At 69.4% G+C, this 19,824-nt stretch carries 15 protein-coding genes and 1 pseudogene; 8 read left to right on the plus strand and 8 right to left on the minus strand.

Translation table 11 applies throughout. The features are described from left to right. Positions 1-17: 17 nt before the first annotated feature. The 4 genes from GDI_RS09845 to GDI_RS09860 all read right to left on the minus strand — a co-directional run bounded on the left by GDI_RS09845 (position 18) and on the right by GDI_RS09860 (position 4,325). On the minus strand, positions 18-1,439 hold the full coding sequence (locus GDI_RS09845) for a cytochrome-c peroxidase (protein WP_012553048.1): 1,422 nt from the start codon (positions 1,437-1,439) through the stop codon (positions 18-20). Positions 1,440-1,553: 114 nt separating this feature from the next. Continuing rightward, on the minus strand, positions 1,554-2,369 hold the full coding sequence (locus GDI_RS09850) for a DNA-methyltransferase (RefSeq protein WP_012225768.1): 816 nt from the start codon (positions 2,367-2,369) through the stop codon (positions 1,554-1,556). Next, entirely contained in the window at positions 2,366-3,583 is a 1,218-nt protein-coding gene (gene mltA / locus GDI_RS09855; RefSeq protein WP_012225770.1) for a murein transglycosylase A, read from the minus strand. The genes GDI_RS09850 and mltA overlap by 4 nt, the downstream gene beginning before the upstream one ends. A 61-nt stretch (positions 3,584-3,644) precedes the next feature. After that, positions 3,645-4,325 (minus strand): Tim44/TimA family putative adaptor protein, encoded by a 681-nt coding sequence (locus GDI_RS09860; RefSeq protein WP_012553049.1) that lies wholly within the window; start codon positions 4,323-4,325, stop codon positions 3,645-3,647. 261 nt (positions 4,326-4,586) lie between these two features. Here GDI_RS09860 and secB point away from each other — a divergent pair, with 261 nt between their 5' ends. After that, positions 4,587-5,102: a protein-export chaperone SecB gene (gene secB / locus GDI_RS09865; RefSeq protein WP_012225773.1), complete on the plus strand. Its 516-nt coding sequence runs from the start codon at positions 4,587-4,589 to the stop codon at positions 5,100-5,102. Positions 5,103-5,179: 77 nt separating this feature from the next. On the opposite strand, the gene GDI_RS09870 is transcribed toward secB, so the two are convergent. Both GDI_RS09870 and hemC read right to left on the minus strand, forming a co-directional pair. Continuing rightward, positions 5,180-5,917, minus strand: a complete 738-nt coding sequence (locus GDI_RS09870; protein ID WP_012553050.1) for a uroporphyrinogen-III synthase — start codon at positions 5,915-5,917, stop codon at positions 5,180-5,182. Next, positions 5,907-7,010: a hydroxymethylbilane synthase gene (hemC, locus tag GDI_RS09875; RefSeq protein ID WP_012225791.1), complete on the minus strand. Its 1,104-nt coding sequence runs from the start codon at positions 7,008-7,010 to the stop codon at positions 5,907-5,909. The genes GDI_RS09870 and hemC overlap by 11 nt, the downstream gene beginning before the upstream one ends. 71 nt (positions 7,011-7,081) lie before the next feature. Between hemC and tsaD the strand changes: the two are divergent. From tsaD to GDI_RS09890, 3 genes and pseudogenes are all read left to right on the plus strand, one after another. Continuing rightward, positions 7,082-8,230, plus strand: a pseudogene (gene tsaD, locus GDI_RS09880) (tRNA (adenosine(37)-N6)-threonylcarbamoyltransferase complex transferase subunit TsaD). Beyond that, the gene (locus GDI_RS09885; protein WP_012225795.1) at positions 8,227-9,054 is read left to right on the plus strand and encodes a 23S rRNA (adenine(2030)-N(6))-methyltransferase RlmJ; all 828 of its coding nucleotides are present in this window, start codon (positions 8,227-8,229) and stop codon (positions 9,052-9,054) included. The pseudogene tsaD and the gene GDI_RS09885 overlap by 4 nt, the downstream one beginning before the upstream one ends. A 33-nt stretch (positions 9,055-9,087) precedes the next feature. Then, positions 9,088-10,050 (plus strand): NAD(P)H-dependent glycerol-3-phosphate dehydrogenase, encoded by a 963-nt coding sequence (locus GDI_RS09890; protein WP_012225797.1) that lies wholly within the window; start codon positions 9,088-9,090, stop codon positions 10,048-10,050. A gap of 42 nt (positions 10,051-10,092) precedes the next feature. Here the strand turns inward: GDI_RS09890 and GDI_RS09895 are convergent, their stop codons facing one another. Beyond that, positions 10,093-10,542 carry a hypothetical protein gene (locus tag GDI_RS09895; RefSeq protein WP_012553052.1) on the minus strand — a complete coding sequence of 150 codons (450 nt, stop codon included), beginning with the start codon at positions 10,540-10,542 and terminating at the stop codon, positions 10,093-10,095. Between the two features lie 41 nt (positions 10,543-10,583). Then, the gene (locus GDI_RS09900; protein WP_012225801.1) at positions 10,584-11,825 is read right to left on the minus strand and encodes a NupC/NupG family nucleoside CNT transporter; all 1,242 of its coding nucleotides are present in this window, start codon (positions 11,823-11,825) and stop codon (positions 10,584-10,586) included. Between the two features lie 146 nt (positions 11,826-11,971). Here GDI_RS09900 and GDI_RS09905 point away from each other — a divergent pair, with 146 nt between their 5' ends. From GDI_RS09905 to GDI_RS09920, 4 genes are all read left to right on the plus strand, one after another. Next, positions 11,972-12,457 carry a glutathione peroxidase gene (locus GDI_RS09905; RefSeq protein ID WP_012225806.1) on the plus strand — a complete coding sequence of 162 codons (486 nt, stop codon included), beginning with the start codon at positions 11,972-11,974 and terminating at the stop codon, positions 12,455-12,457. 95 nt (positions 12,458-12,552) lie between these two features. Further along, a complete protein-coding gene (murJ, locus tag GDI_RS09910; RefSeq protein WP_012553053.1) occupies positions 12,553-14,121 on the plus strand; it encodes a murein biosynthesis integral membrane protein MurJ in 1,569 nt (522 codons plus the stop codon). A gap of 63 nt (positions 14,122-14,184) precedes the next feature. Next, on the plus strand, positions 14,185-16,806 hold the full coding sequence (gene mutS, locus GDI_RS09915; RefSeq protein ID WP_012225810.1) for a DNA mismatch repair protein MutS: 2,622 nt from the start codon (positions 14,185-14,187) through the stop codon (positions 16,804-16,806). 85 nt (positions 16,807-16,891) lie between these two features. Continuing rightward, complete coding sequence (locus GDI_RS09920; protein ID WP_173363411.1) at positions 16,892-19,804, plus strand: [protein-PII] uridylyltransferase; 2,913 nt, start codon at positions 16,892-16,894, stop codon at positions 19,802-19,804. Positions 19,805-19,824: the final 20 nt, after the last annotated feature.

A 19,824-nucleotide genomic window follows, 5' to 3' on the forward strand; every position in this document is an offset into this window, starting at 1 on the left:
CGCGATCCGTTCCCCCTTCAGTGCGTGGTTTCAGCCAGTTGGTGGCCCTGGTAGGTGCCGGTCAGGGTCTGGAGGAAGGCCACGATATCGGCCACGTCGTGGTCCGACAGGTCGTGATCGGGCGTCTGGTAGCGCGCCATTTCCCGCACTGCCTGGTCCAGCGTCTTGACGCTGCCGTCATGGAAATACGGCGCGGTCAGGGCGATGTTGCGCAGGTTCGGCACCTTGAAGCGTTCCATGTCGGCGTCCGAATGGGTCACCATATAGCGTCCCTTGTCGGCATCGGTCAGCGTGCCGCCGCGCGCGGCGAAGTAATCGCCCTCCAGGCCCATCGCCTCGAACGCCTGCCCGCCCAGCGAGACGCCGGTGTGGCAGCCCGAGCATCCCACGCTCTTGAACAGCGCGTAGCCGTTCTTTTCCTGCGCGTTCAGGGCCTGGTCGTCGCCCTTCAGGTAGCGGTCGAAGCGGCTGTCGGGGGTGATCAGGGTCTTTTCATATTCCGCGATCGCATCCGTGATCCGGTCCCTGGTGATCTCGTCCGAGCCGAAGACGCCCTGGAACGCGGTGAGGTAGGTGGGGTCCTGCTTCAGCTTGTCGGCCACGCCGGTCCAGTCGTGCGATCCCATTTCCAGCGGGTTCATCACCGGTCCCGCCGCCTGGTCGGCCAGGGTCGCGGCGCGGCCGTTCCAGAACTGGCTCTGATTGAACGCGGCGTCATAGACGGTGGGCACGTTGATCGGGCCGTGGCGGTTGTCGATGCCCAGCGCCGTGACCCGGCCGTCCACGCCGCCATGGTCCAGCGCATGGCAACTGGCGCAATTGAGGGTGCCGTCCCCCGACAATTGCTTGTCGAAGAACAGGCGCTGGCCCAGCGCGACCTTGGCCGCATCCACCGGCAGCGTCTCGGGCACCGGCTGCACCGGTTCGGCCGCGAAGCGTGGGGCGACCCCCGGGGTCGCGTAATGCGCGCGCCGTTCCGCCGCGATCCAGGTCAGCAGCGCGTCACGCTGCGCCTGCGACAGATGGGCGTGCCAGTGCAGCAGCAGGTACAGGGTCGGCGGCATGCGGTTCTGGCGCACCACTTCCTCGATCCGCGCCAGTTGTTCCTCGGACGGAACGGCGCCGCTCTGGAACGCGGCCAGCACGGGCTCGATCCGGAAATGACGCAGGCCCTGGTCCACGTCGCGCTGCATCAACTGGTTCGCCACCGGCACATGGAAATAGAACGGCAGGTCGGTATTGCGGGCATGGCAGTAGTCGCACCGGGATTCGCGAATCGCGGCGAAGGCCGCCGAGGCGACCGGATCGGCCAGTGTTGGAGAATTCGTGCCCAATGTCGGCGCGGTGTCATGGTCGAAATGGGTCAGATACCCCACTGTTCCGCCATAGGCGACGCAGCCCAGGGCCGCCACTGATAGTACGAGCTTGCGCACCGACACATTCATTCTCCGTTGTCGTCAGAAGAATGGTCTGGCCCATCCAGGTTTTCACTGTCAAAATAATCTTTTCTATCAGAACGATCGACGCAATCGATAATACTGTCGGCCAGGCCTCTATTTCATCGCCTGCGTCAATCTGTCGCGGGCCACGGTGACATAGGCCGTATCGAGGTCGATGCCGATGGCACGGGCCCCTTCCTCCTGCGCCGCGACCAGGGTGGTGCCGGTTCCCATGAACGGGTCCAGCACCACCGCGCCGGGCCGGCCGTGCAGTCGGATGCACATGCGGGGCAACTGAACCGGGAACGTGCCCGGATGGTTGAATTTCTGCGCCTTGCCCTGCACCGTTTCATAGGGAATGAACCAGGTATCGCCCCGGCAACGCCGGTCCTGTTCGTGCCCGCGGCGGGCGATGTTCGACTTGTCCTTGTAGGGCACGCCGATATCCAGCCGGTTCAGTTCCACGGTGCCCGAGCGTGTCAGGTGGAACAGGTGTTCGTGGTTGCGATGCAGGTAGCGCGCGCTGTTCACCGGCTTGAAATGGCCGAACGTGTCCTCGTTCACCGAGACCGACTTGATCCAGCTGATATGGTTCTGCAGATGAAATATCTCGCGCAGGCGCACGGCCAGCTCGAACGGAATCCAGGGCTGCGCCGACGACCCAGCGATGTTCAGGAAGAACGACCCGTCCGGCCGCATGACCCGGTGCAGTTCGCGCGCGACCGCCATCATCCAGTCCAGGTACTGGGTTTCGGACATGCGGTCGCTATAGGTCCGGTAGCCCAGCCCGATATTGTACGGCGGCGAGGTGACCACGACATCGACCGAATCCGCGTCCATCCGCCGCAGCACCCGCAGGCAGTCGCCGCGCACCAGCTGATGCGGCCCGATGGCGTAGCGCAGCGTTCGCGGGGCGCGGGCGGCGGTCATGGTTCGCCCGCGATCCCGACGATCTTCGCCGTGGGGGCGGCGCCCATCGAAGCGGGCTCCATGACCACGACGGGGCGCGGCACGAACGTAATCGTCCGGCCCCGCTGCTGCATCGCGCCGGCGGTCTGTTCGGCGTCGGGGCCCCAGCCCATGAACAGGTCGGCCCGCGCCGGCCCCTGGATATCCGTCCCGGTATCCTGGGCGAAAACCAGCCGCTGCCAGCTTGACCCCGCGGGGCCGGGCAGCGTCGTTTCCACCCAGACGGGCGAGGCCAGCGGGATCGACCGCCTGTCGACCGCCACCGACCGGCCCGGCGTCAGCGGCACACCCAGCGCCCCGGGTGCCCCCTGGTCGGCATAGACATGGTCCAGCACGGTGAAGAACACGTAATTCGGATTGTCCTCCATCACCGTGCGGGCCTGGTCGGGATGGGCGGTCAGCCAGGCGCGGATCGACTGCATGCTGACGGCGTCCGCATCCATTTCGCCCTGCCGCACCAGGACGCGGCCCAGCGGTACGTATTCCTGGCCGTTCTTGGCGCCGAAGCCCAGGCGTACCACCTGTCCGCTGGGCAGGCGGACACGACCCGATCCCTGGATCTGGAGGAAGAACAGGTCGGCAGGGTCCGCGACCCAGAGCAGTTCCAGGTTGCGGCCTGCCAGCGCGCCGGCATCGATCTGCGCCCGCGTCCAGTACGGCATGAACTGGCTGCCCTGCCAGCGGCCCGTGACCATGCGCCCATCGGTGGCGCGGGTGCGGACCAGGTCGTCTGGCACGCCATAGACCGGGGTCTGGTACACGCCGCCACGCGACAGCGAACCGCGGATTTCCGGTTCGTAATAGCCGGTGAACAGGGCCTGACCGGCGGTCAGCACCGGCTGGAACCATGTCTCGAAGAACTGCCGGGCCGCCGGGGCGTCCCCGGTCGGCAGCGCGGCAGCAGCGCGGCACGCCGGCAGCCAGTCGCCGACATGCGTGCCGCGCCCGCTATCGGCGCCCAGGCCGGCATCGGCCGGCAGGCGGCCCAGATAGCGGCATTCCCCCAGGAAGACCGGCAGGGCGCGGACCGCCTCATCGCTTCCCCAGCCCTTGATGTCGGAAAACGCGAGCGGCTGCCCCGTCCCCTCCAGATCGGTCGCGGCACAGGCGGATAGCAGGAGAATGGCGCCGGCGGAGGCGCCCCGCAGGATCTTGGTCACGAAGGAATGAGACAAGGATAAGGCCAGACAGGTTTCGGACGGGGTGAAAGGAAAGATGGCGGACGGATCAGAGGGATCAGGCGCTGCGGCTGGCCGCCAGGCGCCATGCCGCGCCGCTGATCGCAACGCCCAGCGGGCGTTCGAACGTCCACAGGTCCGAAAACTCGGTCACGGCGTCGGTGCCCGCGACCGGGTGCCCGTCCTTGTCCGAGGTCAGGCTGATCTGGTCCGAGACGATGCGCACGTCGATGCGGGCATGGGTGGCGCCGTCCCGTTCCTCGATCGCGGCATCCACGATGGCCAGGCTGGCGATGGCGCGAACCTCGGCCTTCTGGATTTCGCCCGATTGCTCGCGCGAGCGGATCGCGGCCTCGAACGCGCTGAAGGCGTTGGCGGTCAGGCGCTCGCGCAGCATCGCGACATCACCCGCGGCGAAGGCCAGGACGATCTGGCGGAACGCGGCCTCGACCCCCTTGAGGAACTGCGCCGGGACGAAGTCGCGTTCCTGCTGGGCGATCGCGGCCAGGACCTGGCCGACCCGGGTTTCGGGCGCGGGCACGTCATAGTCGGTCAGGGTGGCCGGCGGTTCCGCCCGGCCCTCGATCACCGGGCCGGGGCGCGGGACCGCGCTGGGCGGTGGCGCGGGTTCGACGCCCACGCGCGTGCCCAGGATGCTGCGCAGCCGCAACGCCAGAAAGGCGGCGACCAGACCGAACAGCACCAGGTCGAACGGAAAATGACTGAACGAGAAATCCATCACCAAGCCTAATCAGTGGCGACCCGGCCGGCCCGGTCCCCACCATCATCCCCTTAACGTATCCTGAACATAGGCAAGCCCCCCGGACGACACAATGCGGGACGACGTCATGCGGCGGCCGCATTGCGTCGTCCGGGGCGGGATTCATGAAATTCCGCCCACACTCCCCCGCCGCCGTCCGCCGAGGTTGGCGAACGGCGCGGGGCGTGCTACCGGCGAGGCTCGGTATCCGCCTTCTGCCTGCTAAGGAAAGCTTCGTTCATGTCCGACACGACCCAGCCCCCCGCCGATGACGCCCAGAACGTTCCGCCGGCGATGCCGCTGACCATCAATGTTCAGTATATCAAGGATCTGTCGTTCGAAGTTCCCGCCGGCGCTGAAATCTTCGCGACCCTGCGCGCGAATCCCCAGATCGCGGTGAACATCGACGTGCAGGCCAATCGCCTGCAGGCCGAGCATCCGGTGTTCGAAGTCGTTCTGGCGATCAAGACCGAAGCCCTGGAAGCGCCGGAAAAGGAAGGCGCCGCCCCCGGCCGCCCGGTGTTCATCGCCGAACTGGCCTATGGCGCCGTCGTGACCCTGACCAACGCACCGGACGAACTGGTCGAGCCGATCCTGCTGGTCGAAGTGCCGCGCCTGATCTTCCCGTACGTGCGCAACATCATCAGCGAAGTGACGCGTGACGGCGGGTTCCCGCCCGTGGTGCTGCAGCCGATCGACTTCGTGGCGCTGTGGCAGGCCAAGCGCAGCTTCCCCCAGACGGCCGGCAACGCCTGATCGGGATATCCGGGCGGGCCGCCTGAGGCCCCCCATCGAAGGCCCGCCTCGCGCGGGCCTTTTTCATTTTGCGGCTTTCATTCCCCGGCCGGTCGCCGCCCCAGCCGGTCCAGGATCGCCGCCTGGTCGGGTCGTGCCGCGACCTGGATCGCACGCCAGGTCGCCGTGGACAGCGCCGCCTCGGTTGACTTTGAAATCGCGATCGCCCGGATGTTCCGCAGGGCGGCGTGCCCGCCCGCCGGCAGGTGACGCAGGAACTGGCGTGCCGTCTCGGCCGAATAGAACAGGGCCGCGTCGATGACGCCCCCGGCCAGGGCCGTGCGAACCGCCGCGTCGGGCGCCCCCGCGGGCCGCACCCGATAGACGCAGCGCCGGCTGACGCGGAACCCGGCCCGCCGCAGCGCCACGGCCAGATCCTGTCCATAGGTGGGCGCCGTCGGCACCAGCAGGGACCCCGCCCCCGGGTCCAGCCGGTCGCGGGCGAGGTCCGCCAGGTCGGCCGCCGTTCCCGCCGCCACCGTGACGTCGGTGAATCCCGCATCGCGCATCCGTCGGGCCGTGACCGCGCCGACCGCCAGAATCGGCATGTCGGGCCGTACGCGGCCCGCCAGCGCCGCGATGGCCTGCCCGCTGGTCAGCAGGACGGCCTGGGTGCGGGCCAGCGGCAACACGGCATCCATGATCGGTTCGATCCGCAGCGCGGGCATGGCATGGGCCTGCCAGCCCAGCCGTTCGACCGCCGCCATGGTGTCGGCCAGCCCGGGTTCCGGCCGTGTGACCAGAACGCCGGTGCGGGGCGGTGCGTCAGGCGGCAAAGACGTCCGATGGGCTGTCCATCCGAAGGCTGCGGCCCAGTTCGCGGCCCATTTCCTCGGCGTCGGCGCGCAGGCCGGTCACGGTCCGGCGCAGCAGGAAGGACCCGTCCTCGCGCGCGACCAGGCCGGTCAGGCGCAGGCTGGCCTCGGCGCCCGCCAGTCCCGGGACCAGGCGGGCATAGCCGCCGATCGGGGTGCGGCACGATCCGTCCAGTTCCGCCAGCAGCGCGCGCTCGGCGGTGGCGACGGCGCGGGCCTCGTAATCCTCGATGGCGGCCAGAAGCTCGCGCAGTTCCACGTCGCTTTCGCGAACGGTGACGCCGACGATGCCCTGGCCGGCGGCGGGGACCATGATTTCCGGATCCAGGACGATATCCGCGCGGTCTTCCATTCCCAGCCGGCGCAGGCCGGCCAGGGCCAGCAGGGTCGCATCGCACTGCCGCGCCGCCAGCTTGTCCAGCCGCGTCTGCACATTGCCGCGCAGCAGGCCGAAGCGCAGGTCCGGGCGCACATGCAGCATCTGCGCCTGGCGCCGCACCGACGCGCAGCCGACCAGCGCATTGCGCGGCAGCGCGGCATACGGATCGGCCGCATCGGCGGCGTCGTGCCGCCCGCCGGCGCCCGGACCCAGGATCAGGGCATCGCGCGCGTCCTCGCGCCGCAGGGTGCAGGCCAGCACCAGGCCGGGCGGCAGCGTGGTTTCCAGGTCCTTCAGGCTATGGACCGCGAAATCGATCCGCCCGTCGGACAGGGCATCGTGAATTTCCTTGGCGAACAGTCCCTTGCCGCCGATTTCGGCCAGACGGCGATTCTGCACCTGGTCGCCGGTGGTGTTGATCTGGTGTTCCTGGAACGCCCCCATGTCGCGCAGGACCGGGCAGAACCGCGTCAGCATCGTCAGGAACGCCCGGGTCTGCACCAGTGCCAGCGGCGAGGCCCGCGTGCCCACGCGCAGCGGCAGTTCGCGACGGTGCGGCAATGCGGCCCGCGTGGCCGCCTGCTTCTGGCGCGCGGCGGCCTGCGCCGCGATTTTCTGCAATGCGGAGGACGGGGCGGCTGACGGGCCAGGAACGGACGGAGGAGCGGAAACCATGCGATGTCTCTATTACCGCGACGACACGAAGGAAAGATGACATAGCGCCCGGCGGAACTGTATTTTATGCAATGATCATGTCCGTGTCCCCTGCCACGCCGCCCGATTCCGCCGAGACAGCGGCGCAAGCCCCTGTTCCGGCGCCCGATATGGCGCCCATCCTCGCAATCGAATCGTCCTGCGACGACACGGCCTGGCCATCCTGGCACCCGACGGCACGATCCTGGCCGAGACCGTTCTGTCGCAGGCCGGACATGTTCCCTTCGGCGGCGTGGTGCCGGAAATCGCGGCCCGGGCCCATCTGGCCGCCCTGCCGGCCCTGGTACGCCACACGCTGGACGTGGCCGCCCTGCCTGCCGAGGCGCTGGGCGCCGATCGCCGCCAGCACCGGCCCCGGGCTGATCGGCGGGCTGATCGTCGGCGCCGGCATGGCCAAGGGGCTGGCCGTGGCGCTCGGCCGGCCTTTCGTCGCCGTGAACCATATCGAGGCCCATGCCCTGACCGCCCGGCTGCCCGGCCTTGTCCCCGGCGGGGCATCGTTTCCCTATCTGCTGCTGCTGGTCTCGGGCGGCCATTGCCAGTGCATCGCGGTCGAGGGCGTGGGCCGGTATCGCAAGCTGGGCGGCACCATCGACGATGCCGCCGGCGAAGCGTTCGACAAGGTCGCGAAGATGCTGGGCCTGGGCTGGCCCGGCGGCCCGGCGGTCGAGGCCCTGGCGCGCGAGGGCGATCCGGCCCCCTGGCCGCTGCCCCGCCCGCTGCGGGGCCGTCCGGGCTGCGACTTCTCGTTTTCCGGGCTGAAGACCGCCGTGGCGCAGAAGCTGGCGCCATTCGCGGCCGGCGCCCTGCCCCGGACCGCCGCCGCCGGCATTGCCGCCAGTTTCCAGGACGCGGTGGCCGACATCGTCGCCGACCGGGTGGCCCATGCGCTGGACATGATGCCGCAGGCCACGCTGCTGGTCGCGGCCGGCGGCGTGGCCGCGAATACGGCCCTGCGCACGCGCCTGACCACCCTTGCGACCTCCCGCGCCCTGCCCTTCGCGGCGCCTCCCCTGCGGCTGTGTACCGACAATGCGGTCATGGTCGGCTGGGCCGCCATCGAAACCCTGCGCGAACGCCGGCGGCTGGGGCTGCCGCCCACCGACGACCTTGACCTGCTGCCCCGTCCGCGCTGGCCGCTGGAGCAGATGGCCGAACGGTTCGCGCACCCCGCCCCATGAATTATCGCCACGCCTTTCATGCCGGCAATTTCGCCGATTGCATGAAACATGCGCTGCTGGTGCTGCTGCTACAGGCATTGGCCCGCAAGCCCGCGCCGTTCGCGGTGCTGGACACGCATGCGGGGATCGGCCGCTACGACCTGACCGGCGAGCAGGCTGGACGCACGGGGGAATGGCGCAACGGGATCGGCCGCCTGCTGGAGACGGCACCGGACGGCGTGCCGTCGCTGTACCTGGACCTGGTGCGCCGGGCCGGTGCGCCGGACATCTATCCCGGTTCGCCGCTGATCGCCGCGATGATGCTCCGCCCGCAGGACCGGCTGATCTGCTGCGAACTGCACCCCGAGGACAGCCGCCTGCTGCGCGCGGTGTTCGCCGGCCAGCCGCAGATCGCGGTGCACGCCCGCGACGGCTATGCCGCCCTGCGCGCCCTGCTGCCGCCGCGCGACGCGAAGCGCGGGCTGGTGCTGATCGACCCTCCTTTCGAACAGCCCGATGAATTCCACCGCCTGGCAGGCGGAATCGTCACGGCGCATCGCCGATTCGCGACCGGGATCATCGCCGCCTGGTACCCGATCAAGCATCGCGCGCCGGTGCGCGCATTCCTCGATTCGCTGCGCGAATCGGGTATGCGCGACATCGTGGCGCTGGAACTGACCCTGCGCCCGCCGCTGGACCCGTCACGCCTGAACGGCAGCGGCCTGGTGGTGGTCAATCCGCCCTTTGGCTTTCTGGACCAGGCCCTGCCGGCGCTGCGCGCCCTTGCCCATCTGTCCCCGGATGGGACAGGAGAGGCAGCCGTCACGCGCATCGTCGAGGAATAGGCGCGGGGCGGGAGGATAACGGGGGACAGGATCATGAACGCACCACGCATCGCCGTCATCGGGGCCGGCGCCTGGGGGATCGCCCTGGCGGTCCAGGCGGCCCGCGCGGGCGCGCAGGTGCATCTGTGGGCCCGGAAACCGGACAGCCTGTCCGACACCCGCACCCTTCCCCGCCTGCCGCATGTGACCCTGCCGGAATCGATCACCGTGACCGGCGACATGCCGGCCCGTGCCGACGCGGTGCTGCTGGCGGTGCCGATGCAGCATCTGCGCGCCGTGCTGGGCCACGTGCCGCCGGCCGGACCGATGATCGCCTGCTGCAAGGGGGTGGAGCGCGACAGCCTGGCCCTGCCGCTGGAGGTGATCGCCTCCCGTCATCCGAACCTTCCGCGCGCCGTGCTGTCCGGCCCCAATTTCGCGCATGAGGTGGCGCAGGGCCTGCCGACGGCAGCGGTGCTGGCCTGCGAGGACCCGGTCGAGGCCCGGGATCTGGCCGACCATCTGACGACCCCGGAATTCCGCCTGTATGCCAGCGACGACGCCATCGGGGTGCAGATCGGCGGCGCCGCGAAGAACGTGATCGCCATCGCCGCCGGGGCCACGATCGGCGCGGGCCTGGGCGAAAACGCAAGGGCATCGCTGATGACGCGCGGCCTGGCGGAACTGGGCCGGCTGTCGCGGGGTCTGGGTGGCCGCGCGGAAACGCTGTCGGGCCTGGCGGGCGTGGGCGACCTGATCCTGACCTGCACGGGCCCGTCCTCGCGCAATTTCAGCCTGGGCCTGGCGCTGGGAAGGGGCGAAGCCCTGTCCGCGATCCTGGGCCAGCGCACCACGGTCGCCGAAGGCGTCACCACCGCCCCCGCCATCCTGGCCCTGGCCCGCAAACACGACATCAGCGTGCCGGTGATCGAAACGGTATCGCTGCTGCTGGCCGAGGACATCGACCTGGCCGAAGCCCGCGACCGGCTACTGAGCCGGCCCGTCGGGACGGAGTGAGCGGCCCGGCACCGACCGCGACAATCACGCCACTGGCGACATTCAGTTTCCGGTCCCGGACCCGGGCGTGCCGTTGCAGACACCATCCATGCAGGTCGCCGATGTCCCGCCCGCGTCGGGGTCGCGCGCGCCGCCCCGTTGTCCGCGTCCGGTCGCCAGGCGGTTGCACTGGTTGTCCACGCAGGTGGTCGAGACCGGACCGGAGGATTGCTGCTGGCCGTTCGGGACACCGTACGGCCAGATATCGCCCGGCGTGACGTACACGCCGCCGCCCTGCTGGTACGGATTATAGCCATATCCGTTCGAACCGGTGGTCGTTCCGCCGTTGCCGCAGGCGGTTCCCGTACACCCGCCCGAGTGCATCGTGTTCCGCGCCCTGCCCTGGGACGTGCCTGAGGAATTGTTCCTGTCCCACGCCTCGGCATCATGAAGGCCGGACATCAGCCCGGACATCATAAGGGTGGCAAGAAGAGCCGTGCGGGTGAATGTCATGGCATTCCTCCACTGATGGATGACAGACGGTCCCCGGACCATCACCCGACGAACATACCCGCAATGGTCGCACTGGCGAAATTCGACAGCGATCCTGCCATGACCGCGCGCAGGCCCATCTTCGCGACGTCCGCCCTGCGCTCCGGGGCCACGCTGCCGAAACCCGCGATCAGGATGCCGATCGACGACAGGTTGGCGAACCCGCACAGCGCGAACGACGCGATGGCCAGCGCCCTGGGATCGAGCGCCGCGTCGTGGAAATGCGGTGCCAGGGCGACGTAGGCCACGAATTCGTTGAACACCAGCTTCTGGCCCATGATCGCGCCGACCACGCCGCATTCATGCCACGGCACGCCGATCAGCCATGCCAGAGGGGCGAACACGACGCCGAACAGCCGTTCCAGCGACAGGTCCGCGATGCCCAGCCAGCCGCCCAGCCCGTGGATCATGCCATTGGCCAGCGCGATCAGGCCGATGAAGGCGATCAGCATGCTGCCGACCGCGACCGCGACGCCCACGCCGCTGGCGGCCCCGATGGCCACGGCCTCGAAGACGGTGGCGGGGTGTTCGTGCCCGAATTCCAGGTCCAGCCGGGTGATGCGCGTGGCCTCGCGCGCGGGCATCAGGATCTTGGCGAACAGCAGGCCGCCGGGAATGGCCATGACCGACGCCGCCAGCAGATAGTCCATCGGCACGCCCAGGCCGGCATAGCCCGCCAGAACCGACCCGGCGACCGAGGCGGTACCGCTGGACATCACCGCGAACAGTTCCGCCCGCGTCAGCAGCGGGACGTAGGGGCGCAGAGCCACGGGCATCTCGCTCTGCCCCAGGAAGATGGTGGTGACGGCGGAGAAGGATTCGATCGTCGATGTCCCCAGCGCCCGGCGGACCGCCCCGCCCAGAAGCGCCGCCAGGCGCTGCATGACCCGGTAATGATACAGGATCGCGATCAGGGCCGAGACATAGACGATCTGCGGCAGGACGCGGAACGCGAAGATGAATCCGGTATGGGGAAACAGCGTGTTCATGCGCGGATCGACCAGCGCGCCGAACAGGAACAGACTGCCCTGCGCGCCGTATCCCAGCACGGTATCGACCGCGCCGGACAGCGCATGCAGCGCGTGGCGCCCCGGCGGGACGAACAGCACCATGCCGCCCAGCGCCACCTGCATCAGGCCGGCGGCCAGGACAATGCGGGGGCGAATGGCCCGCCGGTCGGTCGAAAACGCCACGGCCAGTCCGATCAGGCCGGCAAGACCAAGGATTCCATGCAGGACAGGCACGTCGCCTCACCAATACCAGGACGAAACGAGATTGTGCGCTGCGCGGGGCGCTGTCCAGCGCCCGCGGCCCGCCGGTACTCGTGTCGCATGGGAAACTGCTCTAGTCTTGCGCGTTCGGACAGGATGCAAGAGACAGAATCGGTTCCATGACGACCGCGTACGACTTTACCCTTCCGTCGCTGGATGGCGGTACGATCGACCTTGGCGCGCTGCGCGGCAAGCCGATCCTGATCGTGAACACCGCGTCGAAATGCGGCTTCACGCCGCAATTCGAAGGGCTGCAGGCGCTGTGGTCGTTCTATCGCGGCAACGGGCTGACGATCATCGGCGTGCCGTCCAACGATTTCGGCAACCAGGAGCCCGGCACCTCGACCGAGATCGCGACCTTCTGCGCCCGCAATTACAGCGTCACCTTCCCCATGGCCGCGCGCAGCCATGTCCGGGGCGCCGACACGCTGCCGCTGTTCCGCTGGATCGCGCAACAGGGCGGCCTCATGGCCCGCCCGCGCTGGAACTTCTACAAATACCTGATCGGCCGCGACGGCCGCCTGGCAAACTGGTTCGTCAGCCTGACATCGCCCGAATCACACCGCATGCGCGTGGCTATCGAGCGCGCGATCCTGGACACCTGATCCGCCGCCCCTGATTCCGCCATCCATGTGAATCATGGTGTCCGGCCGGCCCTGCCTCGGGCAGTATGCGCCGGTTCCGCTCCAGGAGGTCGCGCTTGCTCAGAGGTTTTCTCACCGTCGGTGGCTGGACGATGCTCAGCCGCGTGCTGGGCCTGGTGCGCGACCAGCTGCTGGCCGCCTTCCTGGGCGCGGGACCGGTCCAGGACGCCTATCAGGTCGCCTTCCGCCTGCCCAACATGTTCCGCCAGCTTTTCGGCGAGGGCGCGCTGAACACGGCGTTCGTTCCGCTCTTTTCCGGCATGCTCGCGACCGAAGGCCCCGACCGGGCCCGCCGCTTCGCCAGCGAGACGTTCAGCGTCCTTCTGACATGGCTGACGATGATCGCCGTGCTGGGCGAGGTCTTCATGCCGCAGGTCGTACGCGTGATCGCCGCCGGCTTCCCGCTGGATGGCGACCGCTACCATATGGCGGTCACGCTCAGCCGCATCACCTTTCCCTATCTGGTGCTGATCTGCGCCGCGGCACTGGTGTCGGGCGTGCTGAACGGCCTGCACCGGTTCGGCGTCGCGGCGGCGGCCTATGTATCCTTCAACGTCGTCGGCATCGCCTCGATCTTCCTGCTGACGCCGCTGACCGGCGATGTCGCGCGCGCCGCCGCCTGGGGCGTCACCGCGTCGGGCGTCGCCCAGCTTGGCCTGCTGCTGCTGGCGGTCCGCCGCGCCGGCTTCCGCCTGATGCTGCTGCCGCCGCGCCTGACGGCGCGCATCCATACCCTGATCCGGCGCATGGCGATCGGTTGCCTGGGCAGCGGCGTCAGCCAGATCAACCTGCTGGTGGATACCATCATCGCCTCGTACCTGCCGCCCGGCAGCGTGTCATTCATCTATTTCGCCGACCGCATCAACCAGTTGCCGCTGGGCGTCCTGGGGGCCGCGGCCGGCACCACCCTGCTGCCGGTACTGAGCCGCCACGTCGCCGCCGAGGACCATGACGGCGCACACGGCGCGCAGAACCGGGCGATCGACTATGCCATGATCCTGACCCTGCCGGCGGCGCTGGGCATGATGGTGCTGGCCCAGCCGATCATCGCCACGCTGTTCCAGCACGGCGCGTTCACCCCGCGCGACGCCATGCTCTCGGCGCAGTCGCTGCGTGCCTTCGCCATCGGCCTGCCGGCCTTCGTGCTGATCAAGGTCCTGGCCCCGGGCTTCTTCGCCAGGGGCGACACGGCCACACCGGTCCGGGTGGGCCTGTTCACCCTGACCCTGAATTTCGTCCTGAACCTGCTGCTGATGCACCCGCTGCACCATGCCGGCCCGCCGCTGGCCAGCAGCCTGGCTGCGATCGTCAATGTCGCCACGCTCGGCTTCCTGCTGCGCCGCCGGGGCATATTGCGCATCTCCACCACCACCCTGTCGCGGGTCGGCCGGATGGCGCTTGCCGCGCTGGGCATGGCGGCGGTGCTGATGATGCTGGACCTGACGGCCCTGGGGCCGCTGGCCGTCCAGCACGGCCCGCTGCGGATCATGGCGCTGGGCGTGCTGGTCATGGCCGGCATGCTGGCCTATGGCGCCGGGTTGCAGGTCCTGGGCGTGATGGAACTGCGCGTGGCCGCGGCGATGCTGCGCGCCCGCCTCGCCCGCCGGCGGGGACGGCCGGCATAACGGCATGACGGCACGTCATTTCCCGGGTGGCACATCGCGGTCCGGGCCTGTACACAGGCCGGCATGACGCTCCCTTCACCGGACGGCGCCACTCCGGCCATGGCGCAATGGTTTTCCCTCAAGGCCGAACATCCCGAGGCCCTGCTGTTCTTCCGCATGGGTGATTTCTACGAGATGTTCTTCTCCGACGCCGAGGCGGCGGCCGGCGCGCTGGATATCGCCCTGACCGCGCGCGGCACGCATGGCGATATCCCGATTCCGATGTGCGGCGTCCCGGTCGGGGCGGCATCGTCCTACCTGGCGCGGCTGATCCGTCGCGGGTTCCGCGTGGCGGTGGCCGAACAGACCGAACCGCCGCGCAAGCCCGGCAAGGGCGGCCCCAAGGGCCCGCTGGCCCGCGCCGTGGTGCGGCTTGTCACCCCCGGCACCCTGACCGAGGACGAATTGCTGGAGGCCGGACGGCAGAACCTGCTGCTGGCCGTCGCCTCGCGCGGCGGACGCGGAACGCGCGGCTGGGGCGTGGCGTGGATCGATATTTCCACCGGCACATTCGAGACGGCCTCGGTTCCCGCCGAGGGGCTGATGGACCTGCTGGGCCGGCTGGACCCGGCGGAAATCCTGGCGGCGGCCGAGATCGACCTGGGTGACTTCGCGGCCCGGCGCGCGCCGGCAACCATTCCCCCCGGCCCGGAAGCCGCCCGGCGGCGCGTGGCCGAGACCTTCCATGTCGCCAGCCTGGACGCGTTCGGGACCTTTTCCGACGAGGAAGCGGTCGCCGGCGCCATGGCCCTGGATTACGTCCGGCGCAGCCAGGCCGGCCAGATGCCGCGCCTGTCGAGGCCCCAGGCGCATGAAAATGGCGGAGTGCTGGGCCTGGACCCCGCCACGCGCGCCAGCCTTGACCTGCTGCGCACGCGCGACGGCGGCACCGAGCATACGTTGCTGGCCAGCGTCGGCCGCACCGTCACCGCGCCCGGCAGCCGATTGCTGGCGGAATGGATCGCCGCCCCCCTGACCCGGGACGCCGCGATCGCCGCCCGCCAGGACGGCTGGTCGTGGCTGATCGAGGAAGGCGGCGTGCGCGCGGCCCTGCGGCAGGGATTGCGCGGTACGCCGGACATCGCCCGCGCGCTGGCCCGCCTGTCGCTGGGCCGTGGCCTGCCGCGCGACGCGGCGGCGATCCGCGACGGGCTGGCCATCGCCCGGCGCATCGCCCAGGCCCTGACGGACGGCCGCACCGCACCGCCCGCGCTGCTGGCCGACGCCATGCGCCACCTGGGCGAGGCAACGGACCTGGAAACCCGGCTGAAGCAGGCCCTGGCCGAAGACCTGCCGGCCCGGGTGGAAGACGGCGGCGTGATCGCCGCCGGCTTCGATGCCGAACTGGACGCCGAACGGGCCCTGCGCGACGACAGCCGCCGGGTCATTGCCGGGTTGCAGAACGATTATGCCCAGAAATTCGGGCTGGCCAGCCTGAAGATCCGCCATCACGCGCAACTGGGCTACGTCATCGAGGTCCCGGCGGCGACCGCCCCCCGCCTGCGCGAGCGCACCGACCTGATCCTGCGCCAGGGCACGGCCAGCGCGGCCCGGTTCTCGACCGAGGAACTGGTCAGCCTGGACCGCCGCATCGCCGAGGCCGCGGAGCGTGCCGCAACGCGCGAGCGGCGGATCTTCGCCGCCCTGGTGCGCGAGATCCTGGACGAACCCGCCCCGCCGGTCATCGCGGGGGCGCTGGCGGTCCTGGACGTGCTGCAATCCTGCGCCGACCTGGCCGCCGGCGGCATGTGGTGCCGGCCCGAGGTCACGGACGACGACGCCTTCACGCTGACGGCCTGCCGCCACCCGGTGGTCGAGGCGGCGCTGCCGCGCAGCGAGCGCTTCACCCCGAACGATTGCGTGCTGGAACCCGCCCAGCGCGTCATGCTGCTGACCGGGCCGAACATGGCGGGCAAATCGACCTTCCTGCGCCAGACCGCGCTGGCGGTCATCCTGGCGCAGGCCGGGCTGCCCGTCCCGGCCAAGGCCGCGCGGATCGGCGTCGTCGACCGGCTGTTTTCCCGCGTGGGGGCATCGGACGACCTGGCGCGCGGGCGGTCGACCTTCATGGTGGAAATGACCGAGACCGCCGCCATCCTGAACCAGGCCGGCCCCCGGTCCCTGGTGGTGGTCGATGAAATCGGGCGCGGCACCGCGACGCTGGACGGGCTGGCCATCGCCTGGTCGGTGCTGGAAGCCATGCATTCGACATTGCGCTGCCGTTCCATTTTCGCAACGCATTTCCACGAACTGGCCGAACTGGCGGAAAGCCTGCCGCGCCTGTCGCCCCACACGATGAGCGTGCGGGAATGGAAGGGCCAGGTGATCTTCCAGCACGAGGTCATACCCGGATCGGCGCGCCGAAGCTGGGGCGTGCACGTGGCCCGGCTGGCCGGCGTGCCGGAACCGGTTGTCCGCCGCGCCGCGCGGCTGCTGGCGGGACTGGAGAAGGAACGCGCGGTGGGCGCCAGGCCCCTGCCGCTGTTCGCCCCGGCGGATAGCACCCCGCCTGCCGAAGAACCCGATCCGGGCGTGCCCGAACCGGTGCGGCGGATGCTGGAACAGCTCGACCCCGACGAGCTGACGCCGCGCACGGCGCTGGACATGGTCTACGCGATCAAGAAACTGATGCTTGAAGAATCCTGACATCTGGACCACGGATAGAACGGATAGAATGGAAGGCCGACCTCCGTCCGGCCCCACGCCCATGCAGGAAATCGATCCCCCCGCGATGTCGACCCCGTCTTCCCCCTCCCAGGCTTCCACCCCCTCGGCCGTCAGGGACCTGACCACCAGCCTCGCGGCATCGCTCCTTTCCCCCGAGGACGGCGCGGCCGTACCGCGCGAGCAGGCCATCGCGCTGTTCCGCCGCCATCTCGCCCGGTTCCAGGCATCGGTGCGCGAGGAATTCGAGGCCCATCGCCTGCATGGCACGTCGGCCGCCAAGCAACTGGCACTGCACACCGACGGCATGATCCGCACCCTGGTCGATTTCACACTGGACCACGCGCTGGCCGGCTCGATCGGGCCTGGGGCACGCAGCCTGGCGGTCACCGCGACGGGGGGATACGGGCGCGGCATGCTGGCGCCGTTCAGCGATATCGACCTGCTGTTCCTGACGACCGACGAACCCTCGGCCGACGTCAGCCGCGTGGTGGAATACATCCTGTATTTCCTGTGGGACCTGGGGCTGAAGGTCGGGCACGCCACGCGCTCCATCGCGCAATGCATTGCCGAGGCCGAGGCCGACACCACCGTCCGCACCACATTGCTGGACGCCCGGCTGCTGGCCGGCGACGCGTCGCTGTTCGCCATGTTCGAGGCCCGGTACATCGTCGCCTGCGTCGAGGCCGGGGCCGCGCGCTTCATCTCGGACAAGCACAAGGAACGCACGGCGCGCCATAACCGCTTCGGCGACAGTCCCTATCTGGTCGAACCGAACGTGAAGGAAGGGCGCGGCGGCCTGCGGGACCTGCAGACCCTGTACTGGATGTGCCGCTACACGTTCGGCACGCGCCATGTATCCGACCTGCTGGCACCGGGCTTCAGCCGCCTGGGCCTGCTGACCGAGCAGGAGGCCAAGCGCGCCCGCCGGTCCTGGGACTTCCTGTGGAGCGTCCGGCTGCACCTGCATTACATCTCGGGCCGGGCGGAGGAGCGCCTGACCTTCGACGTGCAGCCCGTGGTCGGCGCGCGCATGGGCTACACCCGCCATGGGCGCCAGGTGGGCGTCGAGCGCTTCATGCGCCATTATTTCCTGACGGTGCGCGAGGTCATGCGCCTGACCCACGTGCTGGAACCCGCCGTGATGCGCCAGGCGCTGGGCCCGGCGGCCAACGCGCCGCAAGCCGACAGCGCGATGCGCGACGCGGGCTTCACCGTCCTGGACGGCCAGATCCTGCCGGAACGCGGCACCTCGTTCGATGCCGAGCCGATCCAGATGATGCGGCTGCTCGAATGGGCGCGCACCCGCAAGCTGCCCATCCACCCGCTGGCCATGCACCAGCTGATCCGCTGGGAACGGCGGGCCGCCAGCCTGCGCGGCGACCCCGAGGCCGCGCGCATCTTCCTGGAACTGCTGTGCGGCACCCCGCCGGAGCGCATCGGCCGCCCGCCCCATAGCGCCGAGGCCGAGAACGCGGCCGGCGAAGAGGTCCCCAGCTTCCACGCCACCGCGCAGGACCGCCGCCAAGGCAACGCCTACTGGCTGCATATCCTGAACGAAACCGGGATCATGGGGCGGCTGATGCCCGACTGGTCGCGCATCGTCGGCCAGATGCAGTTCGACACCTATCACGTGTTCACGGTCGACGAGCACACGATCGAGGCCATCCGCATCTTCGGCCGGATCGAACATGGCGCCATGGCCGACGAAATTCCGCAGGCGTACGACCTGGCGCGCAACCTGCAATCGCGGCGGGCCCTCTACATGGCCATCCTGCTGCACGACATCGCCAAGGGACGCGGCGGCGACCATTCCGAACTGGGGTCGGAAATCGCGCTGGATGTCTGCCCGGAAATGGGCCTGACCGGCGAGGAGACCGAAACCGTATCCTGGCTGGTGCTGCATCACCTGCTGCTGAGCCACACGGCCTTCCAGCGCGACATCGACGACCCGAAGACCATCCTGGACTTGGCCGACACCATCCAGTCGCCCGAGCGCCTGCGGCTGCTGCTGCTGCTGACCATCGTGGACATGCGCGCCGTCAGCCCGCGCGTGTGGAATGCCTGGAAGGCCACCCTGCTGCACGAGCTGTACATGCGCGTGGCCGAGGTGCTGGAGGGCGGCCTGGCCACCACCGAACGCGACGTGCGCGTGGCCCGCGCCAAGGACGCGGCGGCCGAGATCCTGGAAGATGACGGGTTCAAGCGCGCGGACATCGATCATTTCCTGGGCCTGGGCTATGGCAGCTACTGGCTGTCCTTCGACCAGGACACCCACGCCCGCCATGCCGAGCTGATTCGCGAGGCCGAACGGCACAAGGCCCCGCTGACGGTCGAAACCCAGCCCCTGCCCGCCCGTGGCGTGACCGAGGTCACGATCTACACCGCCGACCATCCCGGCCTGTTCTCGCGCATGGCCGGCGCGCTGGCGATCGCGGGGGCGTCGATCGTCGATGCCCGCATCCACACGCTGATCAACGGCATGGCGCTGGACACGTTCTGGATTCAGGACGCGGGCGGCGAGGCGTTCGAGGAACCGCACCAGTTGGCCCGCCTGTCGGCGCTGGTCGAACAGGCGCTGTCCGGCCGGGTGGACATTCCCAAGGAAATCGTCAGCGCCGGCCGCATGCGCTATGGGCGGCGCATGCGCGCGATCCACGTGCCACCCCGCGTGGTGATCGACAACCGGGCATCGAACACCTACACGGTCATCGAAATCAACGGCCGCGACCGCCCCGGCCTGCTGCATGACGTGACCCAGGCGATCAGCGACCACAAATTGCAGATCGCCTCGGCCCATATCACGACCTACGGCGTACGCGCGGTGGACGTGTTCTACGTCAAGGACCTGTTCGGCCTGAAGATCACTGACGAGCGACGCCTGGGCGAAATCCGCGAAGCCCTGCTGCACGGCCTGCGCCAGGCCGAGGAAGCCATGACCAGCGAAATCGGGCCGCCGGCGGAATCGCTGATCGCGTAGGGGAAAGCGAAGGCTTCTTT

This window comes from Gluconacetobacter diazotrophicus PA1 5, assembly GCF_000067045.1.
GTDB lineage: Bacteria > Pseudomonadota > Alphaproteobacteria > Acetobacterales > Acetobacteraceae > Gluconacetobacter > Gluconacetobacter diazotrophicus.